This is a genomic window from Hyphomicrobium sp., assembly GCF_036833075.1.
In the GTDB taxonomy this organism is placed as follows: domain Bacteria; phylum Pseudomonadota; class Alphaproteobacteria; order Rhizobiales; family Hyphomicrobiaceae; genus Hyphomicrobium_C.
The window spans coordinates 12,248-38,547 of record NZ_DAITQL010000031.1; the positions used below are offsets into that span (position 1 = coordinate 12,248).

The 26,300-nt window shown below is 68.0% G+C and carries 22 protein-coding genes; 12 read left to right on the plus strand and 10 right to left on the minus strand.

Annotated features, from left to right (window positions below; genetic code table 11):
- Positions 1–6 precede the first annotated feature (6 nt).
- Both pqqE and V7082_RS10835 read left to right on the plus strand, forming a co-directional pair.
- On the plus strand, positions 7–1,230 hold the full coding sequence (gene pqqE, locus V7082_RS10830; RefSeq protein WP_334148399.1) for a pyrroloquinoline quinone biosynthesis protein PqqE: 1,224 nt from the start codon (positions 7–9) through the stop codon (positions 1,228–1,230).
- A gap of 159 nt (positions 1,231–1,389) precedes the next feature.
- Positions 1,390–1,767, plus strand: a complete 378-nt coding sequence (locus V7082_RS10835) for a c-type cytochrome (protein WP_334148401.1) — start codon at positions 1,390–1,392, stop codon at positions 1,765–1,767.
- A 57-nt stretch (positions 1,768–1,824) separates the two neighbouring features.
- Here V7082_RS10835 and folK read toward each other — a convergent pair whose 3' ends face one another.
- Positions 1,825–2,337, minus strand: coding sequence for a 2-amino-4-hydroxy-6-hydroxymethyldihydropteridine diphosphokinase (folK, locus tag V7082_RS10840; protein WP_334148402.1), 513 nt, complete (start codon positions 2,335–2,337; stop codon positions 1,825–1,827).
- 144 nt (positions 2,338–2,481) lie between these two features.
- Positions 2,482–2,856, minus strand: coding sequence for a 4a-hydroxytetrahydrobiopterin dehydratase (locus V7082_RS10845; protein ID WP_334148404.1), 375 nt, complete (start codon positions 2,854–2,856; stop codon positions 2,482–2,484).
- Positions 2,857–2,963: 107 nt separating this feature from the next.
- Here V7082_RS10845 and V7082_RS10850 point away from each other — a divergent pair, with 107 nt between their 5' ends.
- The 7 genes from V7082_RS10850 to fae all read left to right on the plus strand — a co-directional run bounded on the left by V7082_RS10850 (position 2,964) and on the right by fae (position 9,697).
- Entirely contained in the window at positions 2,964–3,932 is a 969-nt protein-coding gene (locus tag V7082_RS10850) for a beta-ribofuranosylaminobenzene 5'-phosphate synthase family protein (RefSeq protein ID WP_334148406.1), read from the plus strand.
- Between the two features lie 63 nt (positions 3,933–3,995).
- Complete coding sequence (locus V7082_RS10855; RefSeq protein ID WP_334148408.1) at positions 3,996–4,895, plus strand: NAD(P)-dependent methylenetetrahydromethanopterin dehydrogenase; 900 nt, start codon at positions 3,996–3,998, stop codon at positions 4,893–4,895.
- Positions 4,892–6,043, plus strand: a complete 1,152-nt coding sequence (locus V7082_RS10860; RefSeq protein ID WP_334148410.1) for an ATP-grasp domain-containing protein — start codon at positions 4,892–4,894, stop codon at positions 6,041–6,043. The genes V7082_RS10855 and V7082_RS10860 overlap by 4 nt, the downstream gene beginning before the upstream one ends.
- Positions 6,040–7,008, plus strand: coding sequence for a methenyltetrahydromethanopterin cyclohydrolase (mch, locus tag V7082_RS10865; RefSeq protein WP_334148411.1), 969 nt, complete (start codon positions 6,040–6,042; stop codon positions 7,006–7,008). Before V7082_RS10860 ends, mch begins: the two co-directional genes overlap by 4 nt.
- A gap of 72 nt (positions 7,009–7,080) precedes the next feature.
- On the plus strand, positions 7,081–8,028 hold the full coding sequence (locus tag V7082_RS10870) for an ATP-grasp domain-containing protein (RefSeq protein ID WP_334148412.1): 948 nt from the start codon (positions 7,081–7,083) through the stop codon (positions 8,026–8,028).
- A gap of 67 nt (positions 8,029–8,095) precedes the next feature.
- Positions 8,096–8,965 (plus strand): triphosphoribosyl-dephospho-CoA synthase, encoded by an 870-nt coding sequence (locus tag V7082_RS10875; RefSeq protein ID WP_334148414.1) that lies wholly within the window; start codon positions 8,096–8,098, stop codon positions 8,963–8,965.
- A gap of 219 nt (positions 8,966–9,184) precedes the next feature.
- Positions 9,185–9,697, plus strand: a complete 513-nt coding sequence (fae, locus tag V7082_RS10880) for a formaldehyde-activating enzyme (RefSeq protein ID WP_334148416.1) — start codon at positions 9,185–9,187, stop codon at positions 9,695–9,697.
- 271 nt (positions 9,698–9,968) lie between these two features.
- Here fae and V7082_RS10885 read toward each other — a convergent pair whose 3' ends face one another.
- Both V7082_RS10885 and V7082_RS10890 read right to left on the minus strand, forming a co-directional pair.
- Positions 9,969–11,513 (minus strand): class I adenylate-forming enzyme family protein, encoded by a 1,545-nt coding sequence (locus V7082_RS10885; RefSeq protein WP_334148418.1) that lies wholly within the window; start codon positions 11,511–11,513, stop codon positions 9,969–9,971.
- 23 nt (positions 11,514–11,536) lie between these two features.
- The gene (locus V7082_RS10890) at positions 11,537–13,327 is read right to left on the minus strand and encodes an extracellular solute-binding protein (protein ID WP_334148443.1); all 1,791 of its coding nucleotides are present in this window, start codon (positions 13,325–13,327) and stop codon (positions 11,537–11,539) included.
- Between the two features lie 446 nt (positions 13,328–13,773).
- Between V7082_RS10890 and V7082_RS10895 the strand changes: the two genes are divergently transcribed.
- Positions 13,774–14,640: an invasion associated locus B family protein gene (locus tag V7082_RS10895; RefSeq protein ID WP_334148420.1), complete on the plus strand. Its 867-nt coding sequence runs from the start codon at positions 13,774–13,776 to the stop codon at positions 14,638–14,640.
- Between the two features lie 114 nt (positions 14,641–14,754).
- Here V7082_RS10895 and hspQ read toward each other — a convergent pair whose 3' ends face one another.
- The 4 genes from hspQ to V7082_RS10915 form a co-directional block, all read right to left on the minus strand.
- A complete protein-coding gene (hspQ, locus tag V7082_RS10900; RefSeq protein WP_334148422.1) occupies positions 14,755–15,144 on the minus strand; it encodes a heat shock protein HspQ in 390 nt (129 codons plus the stop codon).
- 96 nt (positions 15,145–15,240) lie between these two features.
- Positions 15,241–16,296: an HpcH/HpaI aldolase/citrate lyase family protein gene (locus V7082_RS10905; RefSeq protein WP_334148424.1), complete on the minus strand. Its 1,056-nt coding sequence runs from the start codon at positions 16,294–16,296 to the stop codon at positions 15,241–15,243.
- A gap of 121 nt (positions 16,297–16,417) precedes the next feature.
- Positions 16,418–17,734, minus strand: a complete 1,317-nt coding sequence (locus V7082_RS10910; protein WP_334148426.1) for a polyhydroxyalkanoate depolymerase — start codon at positions 17,732–17,734, stop codon at positions 16,418–16,420.
- A gap of 243 nt (positions 17,735–17,977) precedes the next feature.
- Positions 17,978–18,523, minus strand: coding sequence for an Lrp/AsnC family transcriptional regulator (locus V7082_RS10915; protein WP_334148428.1), 546 nt, complete (start codon positions 18,521–18,523; stop codon positions 17,978–17,980).
- Positions 18,524–18,665: 142 nt separating this feature from the next.
- Here V7082_RS10915 and ald point away from each other — a divergent pair, with 142 nt between their 5' ends.
- A complete protein-coding gene (ald, locus tag V7082_RS10920; protein ID WP_334148430.1) occupies positions 18,666–19,790 on the plus strand; it encodes an alanine dehydrogenase in 1,125 nt (374 codons plus the stop codon).
- A gap of 246 nt (positions 19,791–20,036) precedes the next feature.
- Here the strand turns inward: ald and mfd are convergent, their stop codons facing one another.
- Together mfd and V7082_RS10930 are read right to left on the minus strand one after the other, a co-directional pair.
- On the minus strand, positions 20,037–23,513 hold the full coding sequence (gene mfd, locus V7082_RS10925; RefSeq protein ID WP_334148432.1) for a transcription-repair coupling factor: 3,477 nt from the start codon (positions 23,511–23,513) through the stop codon (positions 20,037–20,039).
- A gap of 101 nt (positions 23,514–23,614) precedes the next feature.
- Positions 23,615–23,881: a succinate dehydrogenase assembly factor 2 gene (locus V7082_RS10930; protein WP_334148434.1), complete on the minus strand. Its 267-nt coding sequence runs from the start codon at positions 23,879–23,881 to the stop codon at positions 23,615–23,617.
- Between the two features lie 228 nt (positions 23,882–24,109).
- Here V7082_RS10930 and recG point away from each other — a divergent pair, with 228 nt between their 5' ends.
- The gene (recG, locus tag V7082_RS10935) at positions 24,110–26,224 is read left to right on the plus strand and encodes an ATP-dependent DNA helicase RecG (protein WP_334148436.1); all 2,115 of its coding nucleotides are present in this window, start codon (positions 24,110–24,112) and stop codon (positions 26,222–26,224) included.
- The last annotated feature ends 76 nt before the right edge of the window (positions 26,225–26,300 follow it).

A 26,300-nucleotide genomic window follows, 5' to 3' on the forward strand; every position in this document is an offset into this window, starting at 1 on the left:
GCGACCATGAACGAGATCGCACCGACCCACGTTACCGAATCCGCGATGCCCATGTGCGCGCGCTCGCCAGACGGCGCGCCCGCCGTGGATCCCGGCCCCGACCCGGCCCTCTGCGCGCGTGCGCCCATTGGCATGCTGTGCGAGCTGACGCACCGCTGTCCGTTGCAGTGCCCCTACTGCTCGAACCCGGTAGAGCTCGAGCGCGTCAACGTCGAGCTCACCACCGCCGAGTGGCAGGACGTCATGCGTCAGGCCGCGAAGCTCGGCGTGCTGCAGATCCATCTCTCCGGCGGCGAGCCGACAGCGCGCAAGGATCTCGAGGACATCGTCAAGGTGGCGGCCGAGGTCGGCCTCTACACCAATCTCATCACGGCCGGCGTGACGCTCACGCGCGAGCGCCTCGCCAAGCTCGTCGAGGTGGGGCTCGACCATGTGCAGCTCTCGATCCAGGACGTGGATGCCGAGAACGCGGACCGCATCGCCGCCTACAAGGGCGGCATGAAGAAGAAGATCGAGGTTGCCGGCTGGGTCAGGGAGCTCGGCCTTCCCCTCACCATCAACGCGCCGATCCACCGCCAGAACATCCACAACGTGGGGCGCATCATCGACTTCGCGGTCGAGATGGGTGCGGGCCGCGTGGAGATCGCGCACGTGCAGTATTACGCCTGGGCGCTCATGAACCGCGCGGCGCTGATGCCGACCAAGGAGGCTTTTTTCACGGCCGCCAAGCAGGTCGAGGAGGCGCGCGAAAAGTACAAGGGCGTGATCGTCATCGACGCCATCGTGCCGGACTATTACGCAAAGTTCCCGAAGCCCTGCATGGGCGGCTGGGCGCGCGGGATCGTCAACGTCACGCCGTCGGGCAGGGTGCTGCCCTGCCATGCCGCCGAGTCGATCAAGACGCTCACTTTCGACACGATCAAGGAGCGCCCCCTGGCCGACATCTGGCTCAACGGCGAGGCGTTCCAAGCCTACCGCGGAACGAGCTGGATGAAGGAGCCTTGCCGGAGTTGCCCGCGCAAGGAGATCGATTACGGCGGCTGCCGCTGCCAGGCGTTCGCGCTCACGGGCGATGCCGCCAATACGGACCCGGCCTGCTCGCTCTCGTCACTGCACGCCCAATGGCAGGCGGTGGCCGAGGTCGAAAGCCACAACCCCAACGTACCGGAGTTCAAATACCGGCGCATAGGCGGCGCAGCAAAGACGCCGCAGAGCCATAACGTCTCTTGAGCGAAACCTATCCGTCAAGTACAGGTTAGTCATGAGCCCGGGTGCGGCATCGTGTTCACACCCGGTTCAGGCAAAACTTGCCAGTATGCGACGCCTGCCAGGATGTTGGGAGACCGAGCGGCGGGCCTGGGTTTCGAGAAAGACTTCGGAGGATCAAGGATGCTCAAGTGGGTTCTGGCGGCTGCCGCCATTGTCGTCGTGCCTTTCACTGCGTCGGCGCAGGACGCCGAGGCTGGCGCTGCAGTGTTCAAGAAGTGCGCGGCCTGCCATCAGATCGGCCCCGACGCCAAGAACGGCCTCGGACCGAATCTTCAGTGCGTTGCCGGATCGCAGGCCGGTCATCACGCTGAAGGCTTCGCCTACTCTGACGCCCTGAAGAACTCCGGCATTACCTGGGACGACGAGCATCTTCTCAAGTGGTTCGAGAAAGATGATGCGGTCGTGAAGGGCAACAAGATGATCTTTCCGGCCGGCGTGAAGAGCGAGGAAGACCGCGCCAACCTGCTGGCCTTCATCAAGGCGCAGTGCAAGCAGTAAGCGCCGCACCGCTCAATCGAATATCACGCCGCGGATGGCAGCCATCCGCGGCGTTTTTCATTTTGTGCTCTCCTCGAGCGGCACAACCTCGTTCGCATCGAGCCGGGCCAGCCAATATGCCGGGACATGCCCCGCGATCTCGACACCGGGTGCGATGTCCATCAACGGCACGAGCACGAAGGCGCGCTCGGTGATGCGCGGGTGGGGCAGCGTGAGATCGGGATCGTCCATCGTGGCGTCCCTGCAGGTCAGCACGTCGACGTCGATGACGCGCGGCCCCCAGCGCTCCTTGCGGACGCGCTTCATGTCGTTCTCGACGGAGAGACAGCGCGCGAGCAGATCGCGGGGCGCGAGGTCCGTCGCCACCGCAATACAGGCGTTGACGAACCAGTCCTGATCCTTCACGCCCCAGGGGGCCGTGCGGTAAAGGCGCGACTCTGCAATGAGGCGAATGTCGCCCTTCTCCGTCAGGAGCGCGATCGCATGGGCGATGTTGGCGGCCTTGTCGCCCATGTTCGAGCCGAGCCCGATCAGCGCGTCGAAGGCCGGTGCTGTGTCAGCCGATGTCATGACTGGCCACACTGCAGGAATTTCATACGTATCTGGTCACCGGCCTTCGCGGGTGTGACGCTGACTATGGGCACGCGCCGTCCACCTGCCAAAACGTCATCCCGGCGCAGGCCGGGATCCGGGGACGTCGGCCGCCTGGCGCATTCAGTCATACTTGATGTAGGCGAAGCGCATGTCGCCGGTCGGCGTGCCTTCGAGCTCGTTGTCCTCGCCCGCAGGCTGCCAATGCACGACCTCCTCGATCTTCTTCGCGAGCGCCAGGTCCTTTCCGGTGATGCCCTTGGCGGAGTGCGTGACGAGGCGGACCTCGACCCAAGCATAGGATGCGGTGATGTCCGGGTGGTGCCAGGCCGCCTCGGCGAGATGGCCGATGGTGTTGATGACCATCAGGGTGCCCTTCCAGCCCGTCGTCTTGTATGTGCGGCGGATCCAGCCGTCCTCGAGGCGCCAGTGCGGGAGGTTCGCAGCAAGCCAGGCGGTGACCTCGGCATCAGAAAGTGCTTTGTCACGGGTGCTCATATTGCTCTCTCCTCGCCTTTCGTGGACAAATAGGTTCCGGTCCAGAACCTAATCTCCGGCCCCTGCCGACGCAATCGGCGACAGACCCTCCAAGGACGCCCCCGACAATGCACGATGCTCCCCCGGTTCAAGGCTGCCGCGTCCTAGCACCCGCGCGCCTGCACCTGGGCTTCCTCGACCTCAACGGCAGCCTCGGCCGGCGCTACGGATCGATCGGGCTGGCGCTCGATCAGCCGAGCACGGACGTCGTCGTGTGGAAGGCCCGCGCGACCTCGGTCGCAGGGCCGGAGCCCGAGCGCGTGCGCGCCGTCCTCGAGCGTTGCCGGAGCGCGCTCGGACTGGCGGGCCAGTACCGTGTCGAGGTCACGCGCGCCATTCCGCCCCACGCCGGGCTCGGGTCGGGCACGCAGCTCGCGCTCGCCATCGGTTTCGCACTGATGCGCCTCGAAGGGCTTTCGCTCGCGCCGAAGCAGGTCGGCGATCTCTCAGGACGGGGCGCGCGCTCAGCGATCGGAATGGCGGCATTCGAAGCCGGCGGCTTCATCGTCGACGGAGGGCGCGGCGCCATCGACCGACCGCCTCCGGTGATGATCCAGACGCCGTTCCCCGACGCCTGGCGGGCGCTGCTCGTGCTCGACGCCCGCGCGCAAGGCGCCCACGGCGACCGGGAGGCACAGGCTTTCGCCGTGCTGCCGCCGCTGCCCGAGGCCCTGGCCGACCGCGTCTGCCGCCTCGTGCTCATGCAGCTCGTGCCGGGTCTTCAGGAAGCGGATCTCGGAGCTTTCGGCGCGGCGTTAACCGAGATCCAGAGAATCCTCGGAGATCATTTCTCCACGGCCCAAGGCGGCAGCCCCTGGACGTCGCCCGCCGTGGGAGATCTACTCGACCGTGCCGCAGCCTTGGGCGCGACCGGGATCGGGCAGACCTCATGGGGGCCGACAGGCTTCGGTTTCGTGCCGTCAAGCGATGTGGCAGAGGGCCTCTATCATTCTTTAGTCGAAGAGGCTAAAGCGAGGGGCCTCGAGATCTCAATCGTCCGCGGGCGCAATGCCGGCGCCACGATTGAGGATTGCTGAAGGCCCCGCCGGTGCTCGAAAATCCGAAGCAGCAAGGCCATACGTGAACGGGAGACGACCGAGATGAGTGACGCTACGCCAATTCTGCACATGCTTTCGCCGCAGAAGCACATGAGCCCGTTCGACGTGAACATGGCGGCCGACGCCGGCTACAAGGTCATCGTCCCCTACATCAATGTCACTCTCGACGAGACGACCGCACTCGTGCAGGACGCGATCTTCTCGCGTCCGCCGGATTACGGCGTGCGCACGGGCGTGTTCATCGGCGGCAAGGACGCCATCCTCGCGCTCGACATGCTGGAAGCAGCGCGCACTGCCATGGTGCCGCCGTTCCAGCTCTCGGTCTTCGCCGATCCCGCCGGCTCGTTCACCACGGCCGCAGCGATGGTCGCCTGCGTCGAGCGCGTGCTGAAGTTCAAGTTCGGCCGCGGCTGGAAGGGCACGAAGGTCGCCGTATTCGGCGCGACGGGCGTCGTCGGCTTCGCGTCGTCGATCATCGCCGCCCTCGAAGGGGCCGAGGTGCGGCTCGTCGCACACCGCGGCGTCGACCGCGTCATCAAGTCGGCGAACGTCTCCAAGGAGCGGTTCGGCGTCGACCTCGAGCCGGTCCCCGGCGAGACGCCCGAGCAGAAGCGCGACATCGTCGCGAACGCCGACGTCGTCTTCGCCGCAGCGGCTGCCGGCGTGCAGGTGATCTCGAAGGAAGAGAAGGAGGTCGCCAAGAACCTCCTGGTCGTCGCCGACGTCAATGCCGTGCCGCCGCCGGGCGTCGACGGCATGGAGCTGTTCATGGACGGCGCGCCGCTGCCCGGCTGCAATGCGCTCGGCGTCGGCCCGCTCGCCATCGGCGACATCAAGTACAAGACGGAGTCCGGCCTCTTCAAGCAGATGCTGAGCTCGAGCGAGCCCCTGGCGCTCGACTTCCGGCACGCCTTCGCGCTGGCCCGCCAGCTCACGGCTTGACGGGCGAAACCGTCCTCATCGCCGCCTTCTCCGCGCGGGCGCTGGCCGCGTCCGCGCGGCGTGCCGGCTACCGGCCGCTGGTCGTCGACTGCTTCGGGGACCTCGATACGGAAGCCCTCGCGGACGCCTCGCGGTGCCTGCCGGCGCGCGTCCAGGTCGGATTCACGGCGCGGCCGCTCATGGCCGCGCTCGAAAGCCTCGCCGCGGATGCTCCCTCGCCTCCCATCGGGCTCGTGCTGGGGTCCGGCTTCGAATGCAATCCGCGCCTCGTCGCGAAGCTTGCCGACCGCTTCACGCTCATCGGCAACGACGCGGAGACGATCCGACGCGCCAAGGATCCGCGGCAGCTTTTCGGCGCGCTCGACGAACTCGGCATCCCGCATCCGCAAACCGAGCTCAATGCGCCGGCCGCCTGCGAGGACTGGCTCATGAAGCGCATCGGGGGAAGCGGCGGGCTGCACATCCATCGCTGCCCCGCCAAGCCGCGCCCCGACCCGCGGCGCTACTTCCAGCGGCAGATCGCGGGCGAGCCGATCTCACTCCTGGGACTCGTCTCGGAGACGAGCGCCGCGTTCGCCGCGAGCCGCCAATGGACGAGCCCGTTTCCCCGGCGGCCGTTCCGGTACGGCGGCGCGGCCGGCTCGCTGCCGCTCGAGGCGGACCTCGAAGCGCGCCTCATCGAGATGTCGCTTGCCGTGACTGATGCCCTCAAGCTCAAGGGCCTCGTGTCGCTCGACTACCTGGTCGACGACGGCACCCCGTCGCTCCTCGAGGTCAACCCGCGTCCGGGGGCGACGCTCGACGTATTCGACGACGCGGCGGGCACCCTGTTCAAGGCCCATGTCGCGGCCTCGCAAGGGGGCGATCCGGCCGCCCTCGTGGCGTCCGACTGGCATCCCCCCGTTGCCCGCGCGGCGGCCTTCCTCTACGCAGACCGAGGCCCGCTCACGATCGGCACGGTGGACTGGCCGGACTGGGCTCTGGACCGGCCGCGGCCGGGCAGCCTCATCGGCGCCGGCCAGCCGCTCGCCACCGTGCTCGCCGAGGGAGACGACATCGACGCAGTCCAGGCCGTCTGTGCGGAGCGCCTGGGGAGGCTCGAAACTTTATTGTATGACACGTCAAACGAACAAGGAGCTCGCCCATGAGCAGCACTCAAGCCTTCGCGCCGAGCGTCAACGCGCGCGCAGGAAAGCTGGTTGACGACCTGGTTGCCAATGCGCAGGCGCTGCGCTGCTCCGTGACGACAGGCGAAGCCGGCGAGCGGCGCGTCGACCTCGGCGCCTCGGTGCCGGGCGGCCTCGAGGCAGGGCGGCGGCTCGGTGAGATCTGCATGGGCGGGCTCGGAACCGTAGCGATCACGTCGTCGTCCGGGCTCGAGCGCTGGCCTCTCGGCGTCGTCGTGCATTCGTCGAACCCGGTCGTCGCGTGCCTGGGCAGCCAGTACGCGGGCTGGACGATCACCGACGAGTCCGGGTTCTTCGCGCTCGGCTCGGGACCCGCCCGCGCGCTTTCGCGCGTCGAGGAGCTCTACAAGGAGCTCGGTTATGTCGATCGTCACCATACGGGCGCGCTCGTGATCGAGGGCGACAACGCGCCGCCATCGGTCGTGGCCGCCAAGGTCGCCGCCGCATGCGGGATCAAGACGGCGGACCTCACCGTGCTCTACGCACCGACCGGCAGCCTCGCCGGCACCGTGCAGATCGCGGCACGCGTGCTCGAAGTGTCGCTGCACAAGGCGCACACGCTGCACTTCGACCTCAACAACATCGTCGACGGCTACGGCGTGGCGCCGATCGCGCCGCCGATCCCGGATTTCGTCAAGGCGATGGGACGCACCAACGACGCCATCATCTACGGCGGGCGCATCCAGCTCTTCGTGCGCGGCAGCGATGCGGAGGCCGAGAAGCTCGCCATCGCGCTGCCCTCGAGCACCTGCGCGCAGTACGGCCAGCCGTTTGCGGAGATCTTCGCGGCCGTCGCCGGAGATTTCTACAAGATCGACGGCTCGCTGTTCAGCCCGGCGGTGGTGACGGTCTCGAACCTCGACACCGGCTCCTCGTTCCAGGCCGGCCAGCTCGCCCCCGACATCGTCGATGCGAGCTTCCGGTAGTCGTCAAGGTGCTTCACCTCTCCCCGTCCATGCATGACGGAAGAGGTGAAAAGGCGTCGCGGAACGGAAGGCATGAACAAGCCAGTCACAACAACGGATCTCGGCGATGCTACCCCGCGCGGACCGCGCATCGCGCTGTTCGTCGAGGACGGCGCGGGCGACTGGCATGCCCGCCGCCTGCGAAAGGCGATGGAGGCGCGTGGCGCCCGCGTGGTGACGACGACGCTCAGCGCGTGCGCGTTCGACACGTCGTCGCCCTGCGGCATGGATATCCCCGGCTTCGACGGCCTGCTGCCTGACGGCGTGTTCGTGCGCTCCGTCTCGACGGGAACGCTCGAGCAGATCACGTTCCGGCTCGGCATCCTGCACGCGCTGCGCGAGAGCGGCGTGCGCGTCTGGAACGACGCGCGCAGCATCGAACGCTGCGTCGACAAATCGACGGCGACGTTCCTGTTCCAGAAGGCCGGGTTGCCGACGCCGCCGACGCGCGTCGTCGAGACGCGGACGCGCGCGCATGCTCATCTCGACGCCGATCCGCGGCCGTTCGTGCTGAAGCCCCTGTTCGGCAGCCAGGGCAATGGCGTGCGCCGCGCTCACAGCGCCGACGAGCTGCCGCCGCCCGAGGACGTGGGGCACGTCTACTACATGCAGCATTACATCCGCGCGCCCGATGCCACGCTGTTCGAGGACTGGCGCGTGTTCGTCTGCGCCGGACGCGTGCTGTCGGCGATGGTGCGTCGGGGGAAAACGTGGATCACGAACGTGCACCAGGGCGCCGAGCCCGTCGCCCACGATCCCTGCGACGACATGAGCCGGCTCGCACTCGCGGCCGCGGCGGTCGTCGGGGCCGACTATGCGGGCGTCGATCTCATCCGCGACCAGTCGGGTCGCCTGATGGTGCTCGAGATCAACTCGAACCCGGCCTGGAAGGGCCTTCAGAGCGTCTCGGCAACCGACATCGCCGACACGCTCGCCGCGGATTTTCTTGCGGCCGTCACGCAGGCGCCCGTGCCGTCATGAAGCACGTCCTTCGGCATGATGGGAGAGGAACAGCGCCGCGTGCTGCGCCCGCGATCGAGCTCCTATGATGGGGTTTCCGCTCGACCGCGCGACGATCGAGACGGCTTTCCTCGCGGCTTGCCGTGCGGAGCTCTCGGCGCTGAAGCCGGGCAACGTGCATATCCACGCCGCCGGGCACGGCATGGAGATCGACCATTTCGAGCGCGCAGCGGGAGCGGCGGCGCCGTTCATCGCCGACCCGACGCGTGGCGTCGGCGCGCGCATCCTCGGGGCCGTCGAGGCGAGCGTGGCGGCGACGGGTCTCAACACCAACCTCGGCATCGTGCTGCTCGCGGCGCCGCTCGCGGCGGCGGCCGACGCCCGCGAGGGGGACGGAGACCTCCGGGCCCGCCTCAAGCGGGTGCTCGCCGCGCTCGACCGGGACGATGCCGATCAGGCGTTCCGGGCCATCGTCATCGCCAACCCCGGCGGGCTCGGCACGGTTAAGGACGGAGACGTGGCCGCCCCGCCGACGGTGACGCTGCGCGAGGCGATGGCGCTGGCGGCGGACAGGGACCGGATCGCGAGAGCCTATGTGACGGACTACGACGACGTCTTTGCATTCGGGTTGCCGGCGCTCGAGGCGGCCCGCCGCGCCGCGGCCAGCGAGACCCTCGCCGTCACGGCGCTGCACATGGGTCTTCTCGCTTCGTTCCCTGACAGCCATATCGTGCGCAAGTATGGTGCCGCCGCCGCAGACGCCGTGCGCCAGGAAGCGATCGGGCTTTCGCCCGCATGGAACCCTGCGCCGCGCCCGGAGACGTGGCCGGCGCTCATGGCGCTCGACGCGAGCCTCAAGGCGCGGGAGCTCAATCCCGGGACCACCGCCGACTTCGTCGTCACGACGCTTTTTGCCGATAGGCTCGGCGGTTCGGCGGCGGCCCGCGAGCCCTCCTAGCCCCTTGTCGAAGCCGCAATCATGGGGCATTAAGGGGCAGCGCCTAGCGCCCTATCCGGCCAACCGGTGCGGTGACAATCGTCACCGTTCGCTGCAACTGGGATAGCTTTCGAACTCCAGCCGGCCCGCGCTCCTCGGGCGGACGCTCCAAGCGAACGAAACCGATCGGACGCTCGGGGCGCGTTGTTTTTTGTTTTATCAAGGAAGGGAACCTCTGTAATGGCCAAGATTAATCGCGTACTCGTTGGCGAGTCGCTTGTCGGTGACGGCAATGAAGTCGCCCACATCGACCTCGTGATCGGACCGCGCGGCAGCGCCGCCGAGACCGCGTTTGTCAACGCTCTCTCGAACAACAAGGACGGCTTCACGACGCTGCTCGCCGTGATCGCGCCGAACCTGCCCTGCAAGCCGAACACGATCATGTTCAACAAGGTCACCATCAAGGACGCCCGTCAGGCCGTTCAGATGTTCGGCCCGGCCCAGTACGGCGTTGCAAAGGCCGTTCAGGACTCGGTCGCCGAGGGCGTGATCCCGGCAGACGAGGCTGATGACGTTTTCGTCCTCGTCGGCGTGTTCATCCACTGGGAAGCGGCCGACGACGCCAAGATCCAGGACTACAACTACCGCGCCGTGAAGGAGGCCATCGCCCGCGCCGTCGCCGGCAAGCCGACGGCTGCCGAGGCGACCGCCCAGCGCAACTCGGTCGCGCATCCGTTCGGTGCGAAGACTTGAAGCGGAAACCGTCCACAGCAGGATAACGAAGCTCCTCCCGTGAAGGGGGATCTGCTGCAGCGATTGGGAAGACTACTCTCGGGCCGTTGGAACGGCTGACGACTTCGGGTGGACCCTTCGCGATCCGCTCGCAAGTGGACTGAAACTTCAGAGCCTGGCCGTCTCGCACGGCCAGGTTTTTTTGTGTCTGAGCGGCGAGCCGGGAGGTGCGTTGAGAGCGTTACACGGCGGCTCTTTTACATGCGTCCGGTCAAAGTCCTCGCCGCGCGCCTCAGGCTTGCGCCAGAGCGGCCAAGGCGGCGCGCTTGATCTTGCCGTTGGGCGTACGAGGGAGCTGATCGAGGAAGCGGATCTCGCGCGGGCACTTGTAGGCCGCGAGCCGCTCGGCGGCGAAGGCGAGCACGCCGTCGCGGTCGGGGACGGCGCCCGGCTTCAACACTACGAACGCGCCGACAATGTGTACGTCCGGTCGGATGGCGACCTCGGCGCAGGCGACCTCGGCAATATCGGGATGGGCGGCGAGCGCGGCTTCGACCTCCACGGGGGAGACGCGGTAGCCGAGCGCCTTCATGATCTCGTTGTTACGTCCGAGGTGGGTGATGTAGCCCTCGCCGTCCATGCGGCCGATGTCGCCGCCCGCGAACCATTCGCCGCGCACGACCTCCTCCTGCTCCTCCGGCCGGCCCCAGTAGCCGAGCATGAGTCCCGGATCGGAGCGATGCACGGCGATGAGGCCGTCGGTGCCGGCGGGTTGCAGATCGTCGCCGCCGCCGAGGGCGAGAATGGCGACGCGGCGACCGGCCTGCGCCTTGCCGACGGTGCCGGGCTTCCTCGGCACGCCGGGGCCGGTCGAGATGTAGGTCGAGATCTCGCTCATCCCCAGGGCTTCGTAGAGCGCCCGGCCCGTATGGGCCTCCCAGTCCTCGAACAGGCCCGGCGGCGGAGCTTCCCCTGCCATGAGCGCATGACGCAGCATCGGCATCGCGACGGGGGTCAGGCGTGCGTATTTCAGCATGCGGCGGAAGACGCCGGGCACGCCCGCAAAGAGCGTCGCGCGCGTCCTGTCGATCAATGCCGGCCAGAGAACCGGATCCTTCTCGCCGGTGTAGACGATGGCGGTGGCGCCGTTGGCCCAGGGATCCGTGAGGCCGACGCCGAGCGTGAAGGTCCAGTTGAACGCGCCCGCATGCAGCACGCGGTCGTCGGGCGTGATGCCATACCAGCCCTGGTACATCGGACGGCGCCCCAGGGCGGCACGCTGGGCGTGGAGCACGCCCTTCGGGTTGGCCGTCGTGCCGGAGGTGTAGATGAGGAAGGCCGGCGTCTCGGCAAAGGTCGGCGCGTAGTCCATGCGCGGCCCTTCGCGCATCATGCGCGCGACGTCGTCGGGCGAGAGGACGAGCGGGGCTCGTCCCTCTCCCTTGTGGAAAGGGGACGCCGAGGCGATGGCGGCGGCGCCGCTGTCCTCGAGCAGGAACAGCGCCTCGCGGTCCGTGAGCTGGCTCGAGGCGGGCAGCGCGACAAGCCCCGCCGCGATGGCGCCGAAGAACAGGATCGCATAGGCGCTCGTGTTGTCGAGGCGGATCATGACGCGGTCGCCTTCGGCGAGACCCAGGGCGCGGAGCGCGCCGGCCGTGCGCAGGACGGCGTCTTCGAGGCCGGCGTAGGTCCAGACCTCGGACGGGCGTGCCGCATCGGCGCCGTCGATGACGATCAGCGCCGGCTTCTCCGGCGTCGCTGCCGCGGCGCCGGCGAGGCAGTAGCGCGCCATGTTGAACGGCGGATTTTCGAGAGGCGTGTAGAGGGGCGTGTGCATGGTTCCGTTTTGCGCGGCCGGCGTCAGGTCCGAGGCCGTACCCACCAGGTGTCGAGGTTGAATCCGAAGAGCGGCATCCGACCGGGATGCTGAAGGCGTGTCCAGGAAGCGATCCACTGCTTGGGCGGGAAGAAGAGCGGAATGACATAGTGGCCCGAGAGCAGCACGCGGTCGAGGGCGCGCACGGCGGAGACGAAGTCCTCGTTCGACCGCGCGGCGAGCATGGCCGTGATCATGGCGTCGGCGGCGGGGTTGCGGACGCCGGCGTAATTGTACGATCCCGGATCGTCGGCCACGCGCGACGACCAGCGGAAGAGCTGCTCGTTGCCCGGCGAGAGCGACGACGGCCAGGTGAACTGGATCATGTCGTAGTCGTAGTCCTTGAGGCGCGCCTGGTACTGGGCGCTATCGACCACGCGGATCCGCGCGGCGATGCCGAGCCGCGCGAGATCGCCCGTGAACGCGCCGAGGAGGCGCTCCTGGCCGGTATTGGAGGCGAGGATCTCGAAGGCGAGCTGGGTGCCGGTCTTGCCATCGACGAGGCGGCCGCCCTCGAGAGAATAGCCGGCCGCTTTCAGCATCTCGAAGGCGCGGCGCGCGTTGGTGCGGTTTTGGGGCGTGCCATCGCTCGTGGGCGCGCGCCATGTCCCTTCCATGATCTCCGGCAGGACCGCGCTCGCAAACGGCGCGAGCAGCGTGCGCTCGCGCGCATCGGGGGGACGGCCGGCCGACGACAGCATCGAGCGCTCGAAATAGCTCTGGCTGCGCCTGTAAAGACCGTGGAAGAAGCTCTTGTTGACCCACTCGAAGTTGAAGAGATGGATGAGCGCCTCGCGCACGCGGGGATCGGCGAACACGGCGCGGCGCGTGTTGAAGACGAGGCCGGTCATGCCGGCCGGCAGCCCGATCGAGATCTCTTCGCGCGCGACGCGCCCATCGCGGACGGCGGGAAAGTCGTAACGCTTGGCCCACATGGCCGGATCGTCCTCGTTGCGGAGGTCGATGGCGCCGGTCTTGAACGCCTCGAACTGGGTCGAGCCTTCGCGGTAGTATTCGAAGCGGATCTCCTCGAAATTGAAGCGGCCGCGATTGACGGGCAGGTCGCGCGCCCAATAGTCGGGGTTCTGCCGATAGGTGATGGAGCGCCCGGGATCGACGGCGGCGATGCGGTAGGGACCCGATCCGATGAGGGGCGCGAGCGTGGTCTCCTCGAACCTCTCCGCCGTCATGGCGTGGCGCGGCAGGACCGGCATCAGGCCGAGGATGAGCGGCAGCTCGCGGTCTTCGCCATCGGCGAAGACGAAGCGGATCTCGTGGTCCGACAGCACCTCGGTGCTCGCGACCTTCTTGTAGTAGGTGCGGTAGTTGGGCCGGCCCTTGTCGCGCAGCACCTCGAACGAGAACAGGACGTCGGCGGCCGTAAGCGGCGTGCCGTCCGAGAACCGCGCGCGCTTGTCGAGGCGGAAGGTGACCTCACTGCGGTCGTCCGGCACGTCGATCGTCTCGGCGATGAGGCCGTAGAGCGTGAACGGCTCGTCCTGGCTGCGCGCCATCAGGCTTTCGATCACGAACTCGCGGATGCCCTGCACCGGCTCGCCGCGCACGATCATGGGATTGAGGTTGTCGAAAGAGCCGGGAGAGCCGAGGGTGACGCGGCCGCCCTTGGGGGCGTCGGGCGAGACGTAGGGAAAACCGGAAAAGCCCGGAGCGAGGGCCGGCTCACCGTGCATGGCGATGGCGTGCACCGGCTCGGCACGGACGGGCAGAGCCGGGCCTGCGATGGACGCCAACGCCCAGAGGGCCGCGAAAGTCATTCGTCGCACGGGGGGTCCGTTCCTTTTTCCGGGAAGCCGCCGTCCCGCGCATGTCCCTCGTTGTCCGCTGCGCGATCGCAGATCCGGGAGGGTTTCCCGGCCGGCCTCGCGCCCGCGCGAACAACGACAGGCAATGCGTTGGATTTGCTGGCGGCCCACGGCTCACGTAGCACACATCGAGCCTCTCAGAATGGCGGATCGATGCGGCGTCTGCGTGGCGGGATTGCCACGGCGGCGCCACATCCACCTGTGCATGATGCGGCCTCGATTTCCGCGGCCACGGGATTGCCTCATTCCGGGCTTTAGTGCCCGGCCGGATGACGCGAAATGCGTCAAGGGCGCGCGCCAATTCTTGCCGATTGAGCGCTGCGAGGTGGGGCTGAGCCGCTGGCGGAAAGCGCCAAACGGCTTCTGGACTGACTCATAGACGAAAGGTCGATTTTCCGATGTCGCACAGAGATGGCTTTGCAGCAGGCTTGGGACGCGGCGTGATTGCGGGCAGCGCCGCCCTGGCGCTGGCGTTGGGGCTTGCCGTGCTCCAGGGGCCGGCTCACGCTCAGGATGCCAAGAAGGATGCCGCGCCGGCCGCCAAGAAGAACGCGGCGCCGGCCGCGAAGGACGCCGCGGCTCCGGCCGGCAAGCAGAGCGCTTGGGTGAAGCTCTGCGAGAAGGCGCCGCTCGTCCGTCACGACAAGGACGGCAAAGAGATCAAGGACGAAAAGAACATCTGCCTCACGCATCACGAGCGCCTCGACGGCAACTCGGGCATGGTTCTCGTGTCGGCCGCCATCCGTCAGGTCGAGGGCAACGACAACGACCACCTCATGGTCATGGTGCCGCTCGGCATGGCGCTTCCTCCCGGCATCAAGGCTGCCGTCTACACGAAGGAGCAGTGGGAGAAGGCCGCGAAGAACGAGAAGATCGAAGACAAGGACCTGAAGCCGATCGATCTCAAGTTCTCGCTCTGTCACGCGTCGGGCTGCACGGCCGAGACCGAGGCGACGAAGGACATCATCGAGCAGATGAAGGCGGGCGGCGGGATCATGATCCTGGCCATGAACGCGCAGGCCCAGCCGATCGGCTTCCCGGTTCCGCTCGACGGCTTCGCCGACGCGTTCGCCGGCAAGCCCGTCGACAACGCCGAGTACAAGAAGGCGCGCGGCCAGCTCATGGCGCAGATCCGTCAGCGCCAGCAGGAAGCCTACGAGAAGTTCAAGGAAGAGAAGATGAAGGAGCTGCCGCCGCAGCCGGGCGCCGCTGAAGCCGCAGCGGCCGCCGCCAAGAAGGATGCGAAGCCGGCCGAGAAGAAGTAAAGCTGGTGCGGACCACTCAAAAGGCCGTCCCTAAGGGGGCGGCCTTTTTCATTGCCTTTCCGTCACTTGCGGGCGCCGCCAACCGGGACAGGCGCGCCACGTCAGCAAGGCCGGTCAGTGAGGCTGGATGAAGACGCGGTAGCGGCCCTCCTCATCCTCGATGAAGTAGTCATCGAGCTGAGGATGGCGCAGCGGCTCGCCGCTCTCGTCGGGCAGCAGGTTCTGCTCGGAAACGTAGGCGATGTACTCGGTCTCGGCGTTCTCGGCGAGGAGATGGTAGAACGGCTGGTCCTTGACGGGCCGGCTCTCGGCGGGGATCGAGAGATACCAGTCTTCCGTGTTGTTGAAGACGGGATCGATGTCGAAGACGACGCCACGGAACGCGTACACGCGGTGGCGTACCACCTGGCCGAGGGCGTATTTCGCCTGACGGACGCCCGGAGCTTCGGATCCGGATGCGCCCTTGCGTGACCGCGTCGTCGCCTGACTTTGCTTGCGTGGCATTGTCCTATCCCCGGTGGGGGCATTCGAGGGGACGAGACGATCGATGTCAACCGATCAACGGAACATAGTTGACGGGCAGGCCGGCACGCGCGTGCATCAAAACCCGTATGCGGCCGCGCGCTCCGGATCCTTCTCGGCGACGAGGCGCGCCAGGTCGACGATCACCTTGGCCTGCTTCCAGGTGGCGTCGTCCTGCATCTTGCCGTCGATCATCACGGCGCCAGTGCCGTCCGGCATGGCGTCCAGAATGCGCCGGGCGAAGGCGACCTCCTTCACATCGGGCGAGAACACGCGCTTGGCGATGTCGATCTGAGACGGGTGCAGCGACCAGGCGCCGAGGCAGCCCTGAATGAAGGCGTTGCGGAACTGGGCTTCGCAGCCCGCGCCGTCGGAGAAGTCGCCGAAGGGGCCGTAGAAGGGTTTCAGGCCGTAGCTCAGGCAGGCGTCGACCATCCTGCCCACCGTGTAGTGCCAGAGATCCTGCTGATAACGCGCGCGCGCAGCGCTTGCATCCGGGCCGGCGTCGGCGAGCACGCCGTAGTCGGGATGGCCGCCGCCGACGCGGGTCGTCTTCATGCCGCGCGAGGCGGCGAGGTCGGCCGGTCCGAGGCTCATGCCGTGCATGCGCGGGGATGCGGCGGCGATGGCCTCGACGTTCTTCACGCCTTCGGCCGTCTCCAGGATGGCGTGAATCAGGATCGGCCGCGTGACGGCATATTTTGCTTCGAGCTGGGCGAGAAGCTGGTCGAGGTAGTGGATGTCCCACGGGCCCTCGACCTTGGGCAGCATGATGACGTCGACCTTGTTGCCGGCCTCGCGGACGATCTCGGTCACGTCGTCGAGCATCCACGGCGAGTTGAGGCAATTGATGCGTGTCCAGAGGCCGGTCGAGCCGAAGTCGTTCTCGCGCGCCATCTGGATGAAGCCCTTGCGCGCGGCCTCCTTGTCGCCGACCGGGATCGCGTCCTCGAGATTGCCGAGCACGACGTCCACCTGGGCGGCGATGTCCTTGATCTTTGTGCGGATCTTCTCGTTGTGCGGCGGCACGAAGTGGATCATGCGCTCGATACGGACCGGCAGCGTGCGGTAGGGCTCGGGCGCGCCGATGGCGAGAGGCGCAAAGTGCTTCGCGGGCGTACGGACGGCGGTCATCGGAAGACCCTCGGGTTGGTGCGGACGGGGTGGGAGTGCGGCGCACTCTAGCCGCAGGGCGCCGAGAGTCAACGCGCGGTGGGAGCGCTGCATCCTCCCCCGGATCTGCCCGCCTCCGGCGCTAACGCGCGGCGACCTTGGCGAATGCTCGAGGCGCGGCGCGATGGGCGTGCGGTGCCCCCGTCGCGGCCTGTCCGGTGCTGCGCCGGGACTGCACGGAGCGGATCATCTCGCGGATGCGCGGCTGGATCTCCGTGCGCCAGCGCGTGCCGCTGAAGACGCCGTAGTGACCGACGCCGGGTTGCACATAGGCGTGGTGCGCGTCGGCCGCGAGGCCCGAGCAGAGATCGTGGGCGGCCTCGGTCTGGCCGAGGCCGCAGATGTCGTCGCGCTCGCCTTCGACGGTCATCAGCGCCGTCTTGCGGATGGCCGCGCAGTCGACGCGCCGGCCGCGGTGCATCATCCTGCCGTTCGGCAGCGCGTGGTCCTGGAACACGGTCTTCACCGTCTGCAGGTAGAACTCCGCGGGAAGATCCATGACGGCCAGGTATTCCTCGTAGAACGCCTTGTGGGCGTTGACGCTGTCGCAGTCGCCCCTGACGAGGTTCTCGAACAGCTTCATGTGCGCTTGCGTGTGGCGCTCGAGGTTCATGGTCATGAAGCCGGTGAGCTGGATGAAGCCCGGGTAGACCCGGCGGCCGAAGCCGGCGTTCGGAAACGGCACGCGGTTGATGACGTTGCGCTCGAACCAGGAGATCGGCTTCTCTTCGGCGAGCCTGTTCACCCGCGTGGGGTTGCGCCGGGTATCGACGGGGCCGCCCATCAGCGTCATCGAGGCTGGCTGGCAGGGATCGTCATCGGCCGCCATCACGGCCGCGGCCGCGAGCGCCGGAACGGCCGGCTGGCAGACGGCGATCACGTGCGTGTCAGGACCGAGGAAGCGGATGAAGGCGATGATATAGTCGATGAAATCGTCGAGGTCGAAGGAGCCGTCGTAGAGCGGCACGTCGCGCGCGTCGGTCCAATCGGTGATGTAGGTGTCGTGCTCGCCCAGCATCTCCTGCACGGTGCTGCGCAGCAGCGTCGCGTAGTGGCCCGACATCGGGGCGACGATGAGCACCTTCGGATCGCCGCTCTCGCCGGCGGCGATGCCCTCGCGATCGAAATGCAGGAGATTGCAGAAGGTCTTTCCGAGCACGACCTCCTCGCGCACCGGCACGGTGATGCCGCGGACCCGCGTCTCCTTGATGCCGAACTCGGGCTTGCCGTAGCGGCGCGTCATGCCTTCGAAGACCTCGCAGGCCGCCGCGACGTTCCGGACGAGGGGCGTCGACGCGAAGGGGTTCAACGGCGTTTCGAGTTGCGCCTTCATGGCCCGGCTCATGAGGCGCACCGGATGCAGCCACGCATGGGTCAACTCGTAGGTGTGGTAGTGCATGAACTTCCCCCTCCCGCAGACGCTCTGATGCAGTGCAGCAGGCTCCCTTGGGAACGTCAAGATTTTCGTCTTGGTTTTGCCACAAATGAACCAAGCTACTGGAATATTTATTCGAATTATGGGGAAGAGTGGCGACCGCGTGGAAGCTTGTCCGTCTATTGCGACGCAAGGAGCTGGCGAGTCGCCAGAGGAGCCGCTGCGGTCGCCGGGGCGGCAGGAGCGGACCTCCGCCGGGCGGCGGCGTCAGCGCCGGCTCCGGGTGTCGCGCGCCGTCGGCGAGCGCCCGCGCGCACGCTCCCCCCTCGGCGCGTCGCGCGGGTCCAGCGCCGACATGGGCATGGGCCGCGACGTCACATCGCGCAACACGAAGCTCGACCGCAGGCGCGTGACCCCGGGCAGACGCGAAAGCTCCTGCTTGTGGATGCGCTCGTAGTCGGCAAGGTCGCGGGCGAGCACGGTCAGCACGTAGTCGTCCTCGCCCGACATCATCTGGCAGCCGATGACGGACGGCGAGGCGAGGACGGCCGCTTCGAAGGCTTCGAGCCTCTGCTCGGTCTGGTTCTGGAGGCTGATGAACACGAGCGCCGTCATCTCGAGGCCCATGGCGCGCCGGTTGATGCGGGCCTGATAGCCCTCGATGACGCCGGCCTCCTCGAGCGCCTTGATGCGCCGCGCGATGGCGGTCGGTGACAGCGGCACGCGCTCGGCGAGCTCGACCTGGCTCAGTCGGCCATCCTCGAGCAGAGCCGAAAGGATGGCGCGATCCCGCGCGTCCAGAGCATGTTGCATTGCATTCACGCGCAAATACCCATTTGATCGCTGATTATCTGCGTCTTGCTGCGGCGGCTCAAGGAAAATTGCGGGATTTCGACACCCGCGGTCTGCTATGGTCCGGTCTATTCGGCCCAGAGACCCTAAAGGAAGCGGTCCCATGCGCATCGGTGTTCCGACAGAGATCAAAAGCGACGAGTTTCGCGTGGGCCTCGTCCCCGGCTCGGTGCGGGAGCTGGTGGCGCGGGGCCATGAGGTGATGGTGCAGTCCGGGGCCGGCACCGGCATTTTCGCGGATGACACGATCTACGAGAAGGCGGGCGCGAAAATCCTGCCGACGGCGGAAGCGGTGTTCGACGCGGCGGAGATGATCGTCAAGGTCAAGGAGCCGCAGCCCGAGGAGTACAAGCGCCTCACGCCGCATCAGATCCTGTTCACGTACCTGCATCTCGCGCCCGATCCGGAGCAGGCGCGCGGGCTCCTGGCCTCGGGGGCTACGGCCATCGCCTACGAGACGGTGACGGACCCGGCGGGCGGGTTGCCGCTGCTGGCGCCCATGAGCGAGGTGGCGGGGCGGCTCTCCATCGAGGCCGCGGCCATCGCGCTACGCCGGCCGGCCGGCGGGCGCGGCGTGCTGCTGGGCGGCGTTCCCGGCGTGCGCCCGGCGAAGGTCACGGTGCTCGGCGGCGGTGTCGTCGGCATGCACGCGGCGCGCATGGCGGCTGGGCTCGGCGCGAACGTGACCATCCTCGACAAGTCGCTGCCGCGGCTGCGCCAGCTCGACGAGATGTTCCACGGCCGCGTCGTGACGCTCGCCTCGACCATGCATGCGATCGAGGATGCGGTGCTGGATGCGGACGTGGTGATCGGCGCCGTGCTGGTCGCGGGTGCCAGCGCGCCGAAGCTCGTGTCGCGGGCGATGCTCAAGTCGATGAAGAAGGGCGCCGTGCTGGTGGACGTCTCCATCGACCAGGGCGGCTGCTTCGAGACCTCGCGGCCGACGACGCACGCGCATCCGACGTTCGAGGTGGACGGCGTCATCCACTACTGCGTCGCCAACATGCCGGGAGCGGTGCCGGTGACGAGCGCGCAGGCGCTCAACAACGCCACGCTGCCGTTCGTGCTCAAGCTCGCGGACAAGGGACTTGCGGCCTTCGACCGAGATCCCCATCTGGCGGCAGGGCTCAACGTCCGGGACGGGCGCATCATGCACTCCATGGTCGCGGCTTCGCTCGGCTTCGACAGGCTCGGAGGCGAGAAGGCTCAGCCGGTGGCTGCGGCGTAGGAGCGGCAGCGACGGATTCGAACGAGGGGGCACGTTACACGGTCAGAGGTTCGGGCGCGTCACCCCCAACACCCGCGCGCCCGTATCGGGGTGCTTCCGACCGGCCTCCCGTCCGGTCTTTCACGAAGCACTCCCCCAAGCCGGCCCGTTCCCCCGCGGGCCGGCTTTTTTTGGGGGGACGCTCTATCTTTTTGATGAAGCTGATGATTCACACTTCAGGCTGATAGGGCCTGAAGCGATCCTCGTCTAAGCCGCCTTCGCGCCCTTGGCCGCTATCTCGGCCAGCGCCGACACGAACCCGCGCACGCCTTTGAAGCGCGTCTCCGGCTGGTCCCAGTCGCCGCGGAAGACGAGCTTGTGATCGGGCTGCAGCTTGGCGAGCCCGCGCGAGGCCTGCAAAAACTGCGCGAGGCCCTGCGCGTTGGCGAACTGGTTGCGATGGAACGTAACGACGGCGCCCTTCGGCCCGGCGTCCACCTTGGCGATCCCCGCCGCGCGGCAGAGCCCCTTGATCTCCATGACGTCGAGCAGGTGATCGACCTCCGCCGGCAATTCTCCGAAGCGGTCGACGAGCTCCGCCGCGAACGCGTCGATCTCGGCCCGCGTCTCGAGTGCCGACAGTCGCCGGTAGAGCCCGAGGCGGAGTTGCAGGTCGGCGACGTAGGTCTCGGGGATGAGAACGGAGATCCCGATCGAGATCTCCGGGCTCCACTTGTCGTCGGCTTCGAGGTCGCCGCCCTTCATGGCCGCGACCGCCTCCTCCAGCATCGACTGGTAAAGCTCGAAGCCGACCTCGCGGATGTGCCCCGACTGCTCCTCGCCGAGCAGGTTGCCGGCCCCGCGGATGTCGAGATCGTGCGAGGCGAGCGAGAACCCCGCGCCCAACGTATCGAGCGACTGCAGCACCTTGAGCCGCTTCTGCGCCCCCTCGGTCGGCACCTCGCCGGGCGGCGTGGTGAAATAGGCATAGGCGCGCCGCTTCGAGCGCCCGACGCGCCCGCGGAGCTGATAGAGCGCCGCGAGGCCGAACATGTCCGCGCGATGCACGATCAGCGTATTGGCGTTCGGCACGTCGAGCCCGGACTCGACGATCGCGGTCGACAGCAGCACGTCGAACTGCCCCTCGTAGAACGCCGTCATGATGTCCTCGAGCTCGGACGGAGCGAGCTGCCCGTGCGCGCGCGCCACCTTGAGATGCGGCACCGCCTCGGCCAGGAACTCGGCGACCGCGTCGAGATCGGAGATGCGCGGGGCCACATAGTAGGTCTGCCCGCCGCGGTCGCGCTCGCGCTTCAAGGCATCGATCAGGATCACCGGATCGAACTCCGAGATGTAGGTGCGCACGGCGAGGCGGTCGACCGGCGGCGTCGTGATCAGCGACAATTCCCGCACACCGGTCAGCGCGAGTTGTAGCGTGCGCGGAATGGGCGTCGCCGAGAGCGTGAGCACATGCACGTCCTCGCGGAGCTGCTTCAGCCGCTCCTTGTGCGTGACGCCGAAATGCTGCTCCTCGTCGATCACGAGCAGCCCCAGCCGCTGGAACTCGATCTGCTTGCCGAGCAGCGCGTGCGTGCCGACGACGATGTCGATGGTACCGTCGCGGAGCCCGTCCTTGACCGCGGTGAGATCCTTCGCCGAAATCAGGCGCGAGGCCTGCGCGGTCTTGAGCGGCAGCCCCTTGAAGCGCTCGGCCACGGTGCGCGAATGCTGCCGCGCGAGCAGCGTCGTCGGCACAACGATGGCCACCTGGAGCCCGTTCATGGCGGCGACGAAGGCCGCCCGCAGCGCCACCTCCGTCTTGCCGAAGCCCACGTCCCCGCACACCAGCCGGTCCATGGGACGGCCGGACTGCAGGTCCGCCAGCACCGCGTCGATGCTCGCCGCCTGGTCCTCCGTCTCCTCGTAGGGGAACCGCGCCACGAACTCGTCGTAGGCGCCCTGCGGCGGGGCCAGGACGGGCGCCTCGCGCAACTGGCGCAGTGCTGCGATCTTGATCAGCTCGGCAGCCATCTCGCGCAGGCGCTTCTTGAGCCGCGCCTTGCGCGACTGCCAGGCGACGCCGCCGAGCCTGTCGAGCTGTGTTTCCCCATCGTGCGAGCCGTAGCGCGACAGGAGCTCGATGTTCTCGACCGGAAGATAGAGCGTGTCGCCGCCCGCGTATTTGAGCTCCAGGCAATCGTGCGGCGCGCCGAGCGCCGTGATGGTCTTGAGGCCATGGAACCGCCCGATGCCGTGGTCCGCATGCACGACGAGATCACCGACCGAGAGGCTGGTCGCCTCCGTCAGCACGTCGGCGGCACGCTTCGCCTTGCGGCGCGGGCGCACGAGGCGGTCGCCGAGGATGTCCTGCTCGGCGACGACCGCCAGCTCCGGCGTCTCGAAGCCCTGCTCGAGCCCGAGCACGGCGAGCGCCGTCACGCCCGGCTCGAGCGCCAGCGCATCCGCGTAGCCGTCGACCTTGGCCTGCGCCTTGAGCCCATGGTCGGCAAGCAGCGTGCCCAGGCGCTCGCGCGCGCCGGGCGTCCACGCCGCCACGATCACGCGCCGGTGCGAGGCCTGGACCTGCTTCACGTGGCCGACGACGGCATCGAACACGTTCGCATCCGGGTTCTGCCGCTCGGGCGCGAACGAGCGTCCCATGCGCCCGCGCCACGGCCGCACGCCCTCGCCGTCCGTCATCTCGAACGGCGTGAGCCGCACCACCTTGTGGGCGGCGAGCGCCTTGCCCCACGCCTCCGCGTCGAGGAACATCGCGTCGGGCGGCACCGGCTTATAGGGCGGCGCGCCGAAGCGCTCGGATTCGAGCCCCTCCGTGCGCGCGAGATAATGCTCCGAGACCTGCTCGAAGCGGCTTCTCACCGAGTCGTCCACGAGATGGTCGAAGCTGATCGGCGCCTCGCCCGTATAGTCGAGCAGCGTCTCCAGCGTCTCATGGAACAGCGGCAGCCAATGCTCCTGGCCCGCGTACTGCCGCCCCGCGCTCACGGCCTCGTAGAGCGGATCGTCCCCGGTCGCACCGCCGAACAGCTCCACGTAGCGCGAACGGAACAGCGCCGTCGCCGCTTCCCCGAACGCCACCTCCGAGACCGGCATGAGGACGAGCTTCCGGAGCGGCTTCGCAGTCCGCTGAGTCTCGGCGTCGAACGCCTTGATGCTCTCCAACGTATCGCCGAAGAAATCGAGCCGCACCGGATTCTGCCGCCCCGGCGGGAAAAGGTCGAGGATGCCGCCCCGCACCGCGTACTCGCCGGGCTCCATCACCGTTCCCGTGCGCGTGTAACCGGCGCGCGAGAGCCGCTCGACGAGGCGGTTGAGGTCCACCCGCTGCCCCGGCGCGATGCTCTTCATGGCGTTGCGGATGAACGCCCGCGGCGGCACGCGCTGCAGGATGGCGTTGATCGTCGTCAGAACGACCACCGGCTCGTTGCGGCTCGACAGCACGAGGCGCGACAGCGCCGTGATGCGCCGGGCGACGATCTCCGCATTCGGGCTCACGCGGTCGTAGGGCACCGTATCCCAGGCCGGGAACGGCACAACGCGCACCTTGGGCGCAAAGAAACGGAGCTGTCCTTCGAGGGCTTCGAGGCGCCGGTCGTCGCGCGCGACATGCACGAGCATTCCCGCGCGTGCGCCGTCCGCGGCCTCCTCGACAAGGCGCGCGAGCACGAGCGCGTCGAGCCCCTCCGGCACGCCCGTGAAGATCAGATCCGCCCGCTCGCTCATGTGCGCCTTCGTACCCTTCTATGCCTGTGCCCGCGGCGCCCCCTCACCCGCGCCGCTGTCGCGTCGCGACCTCTCCCCATTGGGGAGAGGTGAAGGGTGCGTCACGCGAGCCCGTGGAATTGCCGGATCTCCGCCACCACGTCCGCGAACTCGCCCTCCGCACCGCCCGAAGGCGGCCCGAGCAGCCAGGCCTGGATCTCGGGATCGGTCACGGCGAGAAACCGCTCGAACCGCTCGAGATCGGCCGCCGCCATGCCGGGCAGGCGCGCTTCGGCAAAGCGCCCGACCAGGAGGTCGAGCTCCTTGGTGCCCCGGTGCGCCGCACGCCAGGCCGCGCGCCGCCGCCGGACCTCGATATCCTCGCTCATGCCCAGAAAAACCGGTTTGGAGTGGCCGGGCAGCGCTTTGCTTGGCCCGTCTCAGAGTGTCATATAACGCCCTCTCCGGGGCCTGTCAGCCCATGCGCACGCGCGACAGTCCTCCACCCCCTTGCAAGGCGGTCACGAGGGGGATCGCCGAACGCCAGCCATCGGGGTCCCCATCCCCGACCCTTCCCCACAAGAGGCAGGGGGAAAATCGAGGTCACGTCCGACGACATGCGGCCCAATGAGCTTTCCCCCCTGTTCGCGGCCGCCGATGCCCTGAAGGGCGTCGGCCCCCACGTCATGACGCTGCTCAGGAAGGCGCTCAACCTGCCGGCCGGCGTGACGCAGCCGCGCGTCATCGATCTCATCTGGCACCTGCCGACCGGCGTCATCGACCGCCGCGCCGAGCCGACCGTCGCTGCCGCCCTTCCCGGCACTATCGCCACCCTCAAGGTGCGCGTGCTGAAGCACAAGGCGCCCCCGCGCGGCAACACCAAGGCGCCCTACAAGGTCTCGACCGAGGACGAGACCGGCCGCCTCGACCTCGTCTTCTTCCGCGCCGAGCGCTCGTTCGTCGAGCGCCAGCTCCCGGTGGGCGAGGAGCGCTACGTCTCGGGCCGCGTCGAGCGCTACGGCGAGACGCTGCAGATGGCGCACCCCGATTACATCGTCGCGCCCGAGGCGCGCGGCGACCTGCCGCTGCTGGAGCCGGTCTATCCGATGACGGCCGGCCTCTCGGGCAAGGTCCTGCTCAGGGCCGAGCGCCAGGCCTTGGAGCGCGCTCCCGAGCTTCCCGAATGGCAGGATACATCGTGGTTGAAGCAGCGCGGCTGGCCAACCTTCCGCGAGGCCCTGCGCCGCCTCCATCATCCCGACGATGCCGCGGACGTTTCGGCCGGCAGCGCGCCCTTGCAGCGCCTCGCTTACGACGAGCTGCTCGCCAACCAGCTTGCACTCGCGATCGTGCGCGAGAGCTTCAAGGCCCAGCGCGGCCGGCCGGTGAAAGGCGACGGCCGCTTGCGCGCACGCATCGTCGCCGCGCTTCCCTTCGCGCTCACCAACTCGCAACGCATCGCGTTGAAGGAGATCGAAGCCGACATGGGCGCGCCGCGCCGTATGCTGCGGCTGCTGCAGGGCGACGTCGGCTCCGGCAAGACGATCGTCGCGCTGCTCGCCATGACCACCGCCGTCGAAGCCGGCGCCCAGGCTGCCATGATGGCGCCGACAGAGGTGCTCGCCCGCCAGCACGCGGAGACCATCGCGCCCCTCGCCGGCGCCGCCGGCCTCACCGTCGCGCTTCTCACGGGCCGCGAGAAAGGCCGCGCCCGCGACGAGATCCTCTCCCGCCTCGCCTCCGGCGAGATCGACATCCTGATCGGCACGCACGCCCTCTTCCAGGACGACGTGAGGTTCCGCGACCTCGCCTTCGCCGTCATCGACGAGCAGCACCGCTTCGGCGTGCACCAGCGCCTCGCCTTGCAGACCAAAGGCGGCGACGGCGGCGCCAACATGCTGGTGATGACGGCGACGCCAATCCCGCGCACGCTGCTCATGACCCACTACGGCGACCTCGAGGTCTCGAAGCTCACCGAGAAGCCCGCCGGCCGCAAGCCGATCGTGACGAAGCAGATCTCGACCGACCGCATCGAGAAGCTCGTCCAGCGCATCAAGGCGCAACTCGCGGAAGGCGCGCAGGTCTATTGGGTCTGCCCGCTGATCGAAAGCTCGGACGTCTCCGATCTCGCCGCCGCCGAGGAGCGCCACGCCCACCTGACGCAGGTGCTCGGCGGCGGCGTCGGCCTCCTGCACGGCGGCATGACGGCCGCCGCCAAGGATGCGACCATGGCCTCCTTTGCCGACGGCAACCTCAAGGTGCTCGTCGCGACCACGGTGATCGAGGTCGGCGTCAACGTGCCGAACGCCAACATCATGGTCATCGAGCACGCGGAGCGCTTCGGCCTCGCCCAGCTCCATCAGTTGCGCGGCCGCGTCGGCCGCGGCAGCCGCGAGAGCTTCTGCATGCTGCTCCACGCCGAGCCGCTGACGAAAACCGCCGAGAAGCGCCTCGCCATGATGGAGGACACCGAGGACGGCTTCCTGATCGCGGAGAAGGACCTCGAATTGCGCGGCGGCGGCGAGGTCCTGGGGGCGCGCCAGAGCGGAGAAGCGGAGTTCCGCGTCGCCGGCGGCGCCAACACTGCCGAGCTGCTCGCCGCCGCCCACGACGACGCCCGCCTGATCATGAGTGCCGATCCGCACCTCACGACCGAGCGCGGCCACGCGCTCCGCCGCCTGCTCTATCTCTTCGAATGCGACGAGGCCATCCGCCTCTTCCGCGCGGCATGACCTGATGTGAAAACGTGTCTGGACTCCGGCGGTCCAGACACGCGAGCAACGGGCAAAAAAGCTAGTTGACGCCAGC

Excerpts from the sequence above, each read along its gene's own strand:
- pqqE (WP_334148399.1), top strand. The coding sequence starts at position 7 with ATGAACGAGATCGCACCGACCCACGTTACCGAATCCGCGATGCCCATG.
- V7082_RS10835 (WP_334148401.1), top strand. The coding sequence starts at position 1,390 with ATGCTCAAGTGGGTTCTGGCGGCTGCCGCCATTGTCGTCGTGCCTTTC.
- folK (WP_334148402.1), bottom strand. The coding sequence starts at position 2,337 with ATGACATCGGCTGACACAGCACCGGCCTTCGACGCGCTGATCGGGCTC.
- V7082_RS10845 (WP_334148404.1), bottom strand. The coding sequence starts at position 2,856 with ATGAGCACCCGTGACAAAGCACTTTCTGATGCCGAGGTCACCGCCTGG.
- V7082_RS10850 (WP_334148406.1), top strand. The coding sequence starts at position 2,964 with ATGCACGATGCTCCCCCGGTTCAAGGCTGCCGCGTCCTAGCACCCGCG.
- V7082_RS10855 (WP_334148408.1), top strand. The coding sequence starts at position 3,996 with ATGAGTGACGCTACGCCAATTCTGCACATGCTTTCGCCGCAGAAGCAC.
- mch (WP_334148411.1), top strand. The coding sequence starts at position 6,040 with ATGAGCAGCACTCAAGCCTTCGCGCCGAGCGTCAACGCGCGCGCAGGA.
- V7082_RS10870 (WP_334148412.1), top strand. The coding sequence starts at position 7,081 with ATGAACAAGCCAGTCACAACAACGGATCTCGGCGATGCTACCCCGCGC.
- V7082_RS10875 (WP_334148414.1), top strand. The coding sequence starts at position 8,096 with ATGGGGTTTCCGCTCGACCGCGCGACGATCGAGACGGCTTTCCTCGCG.
- fae (WP_334148416.1), top strand. The coding sequence starts at position 9,185 with ATGGCCAAGATTAATCGCGTACTCGTTGGCGAGTCGCTTGTCGGTGAC.
- V7082_RS10885 (WP_334148418.1), bottom strand. The coding sequence starts at position 11,513 with ATGCACACGCCCCTCTACACGCCTCTCGAAAATCCGCCGTTCAACATG.
- V7082_RS10890 (WP_334148443.1), bottom strand. The coding sequence starts at position 13,327 with ATGACTTTCGCGGCCCTCTGGGCGTTGGCGTCCATCGCAGGCCCGGCT.
- V7082_RS10895 (WP_334148420.1), top strand. The coding sequence starts at position 13,774 with ATGTCGCACAGAGATGGCTTTGCAGCAGGCTTGGGACGCGGCGTGATT.
- hspQ (WP_334148422.1), bottom strand. The coding sequence starts at position 15,144 with ATGCCACGCAAGCAAAGTCAGGCGACGACGCGGTCACGCAAGGGCGCA.
- V7082_RS10905 (WP_334148424.1), bottom strand. The coding sequence starts at position 16,296 with ATGACCGCCGTCCGTACGCCCGCGAAGCACTTTGCGCCTCTCGCCATC.
- V7082_RS10910 (WP_334148426.1), bottom strand. The coding sequence starts at position 17,734 with ATGCACTACCACACCTACGAGTTGACCCATGCGTGGCTGCATCCGGTG.
- V7082_RS10915 (WP_334148428.1), bottom strand. The coding sequence starts at position 18,523 with ATGCAACATGCTCTGGACGCGCGGGATCGCGCCATCCTTTCGGCTCTG.
- ald (WP_334148430.1), top strand. The coding sequence starts at position 18,666 with ATGCGCATCGGTGTTCCGACAGAGATCAAAAGCGACGAGTTTCGCGTG.
- mfd (WP_334148432.1), bottom strand. The coding sequence starts at position 23,513 with ATGAGCGAGCGGGCGGATCTGATCTTCACGGGCGTGCCGGAGGGGCTC.
- V7082_RS10930 (WP_334148434.1), bottom strand. The coding sequence starts at position 23,881 with ATGAGCGAGGATATCGAGGTCCGGCGGCGGCGCGCGGCCTGGCGTGCG.
- recG (WP_334148436.1), top strand. The coding sequence starts at position 24,110 with ATGCGGCCCAATGAGCTTTCCCCCCTGTTCGCGGCCGCCGATGCCCTG.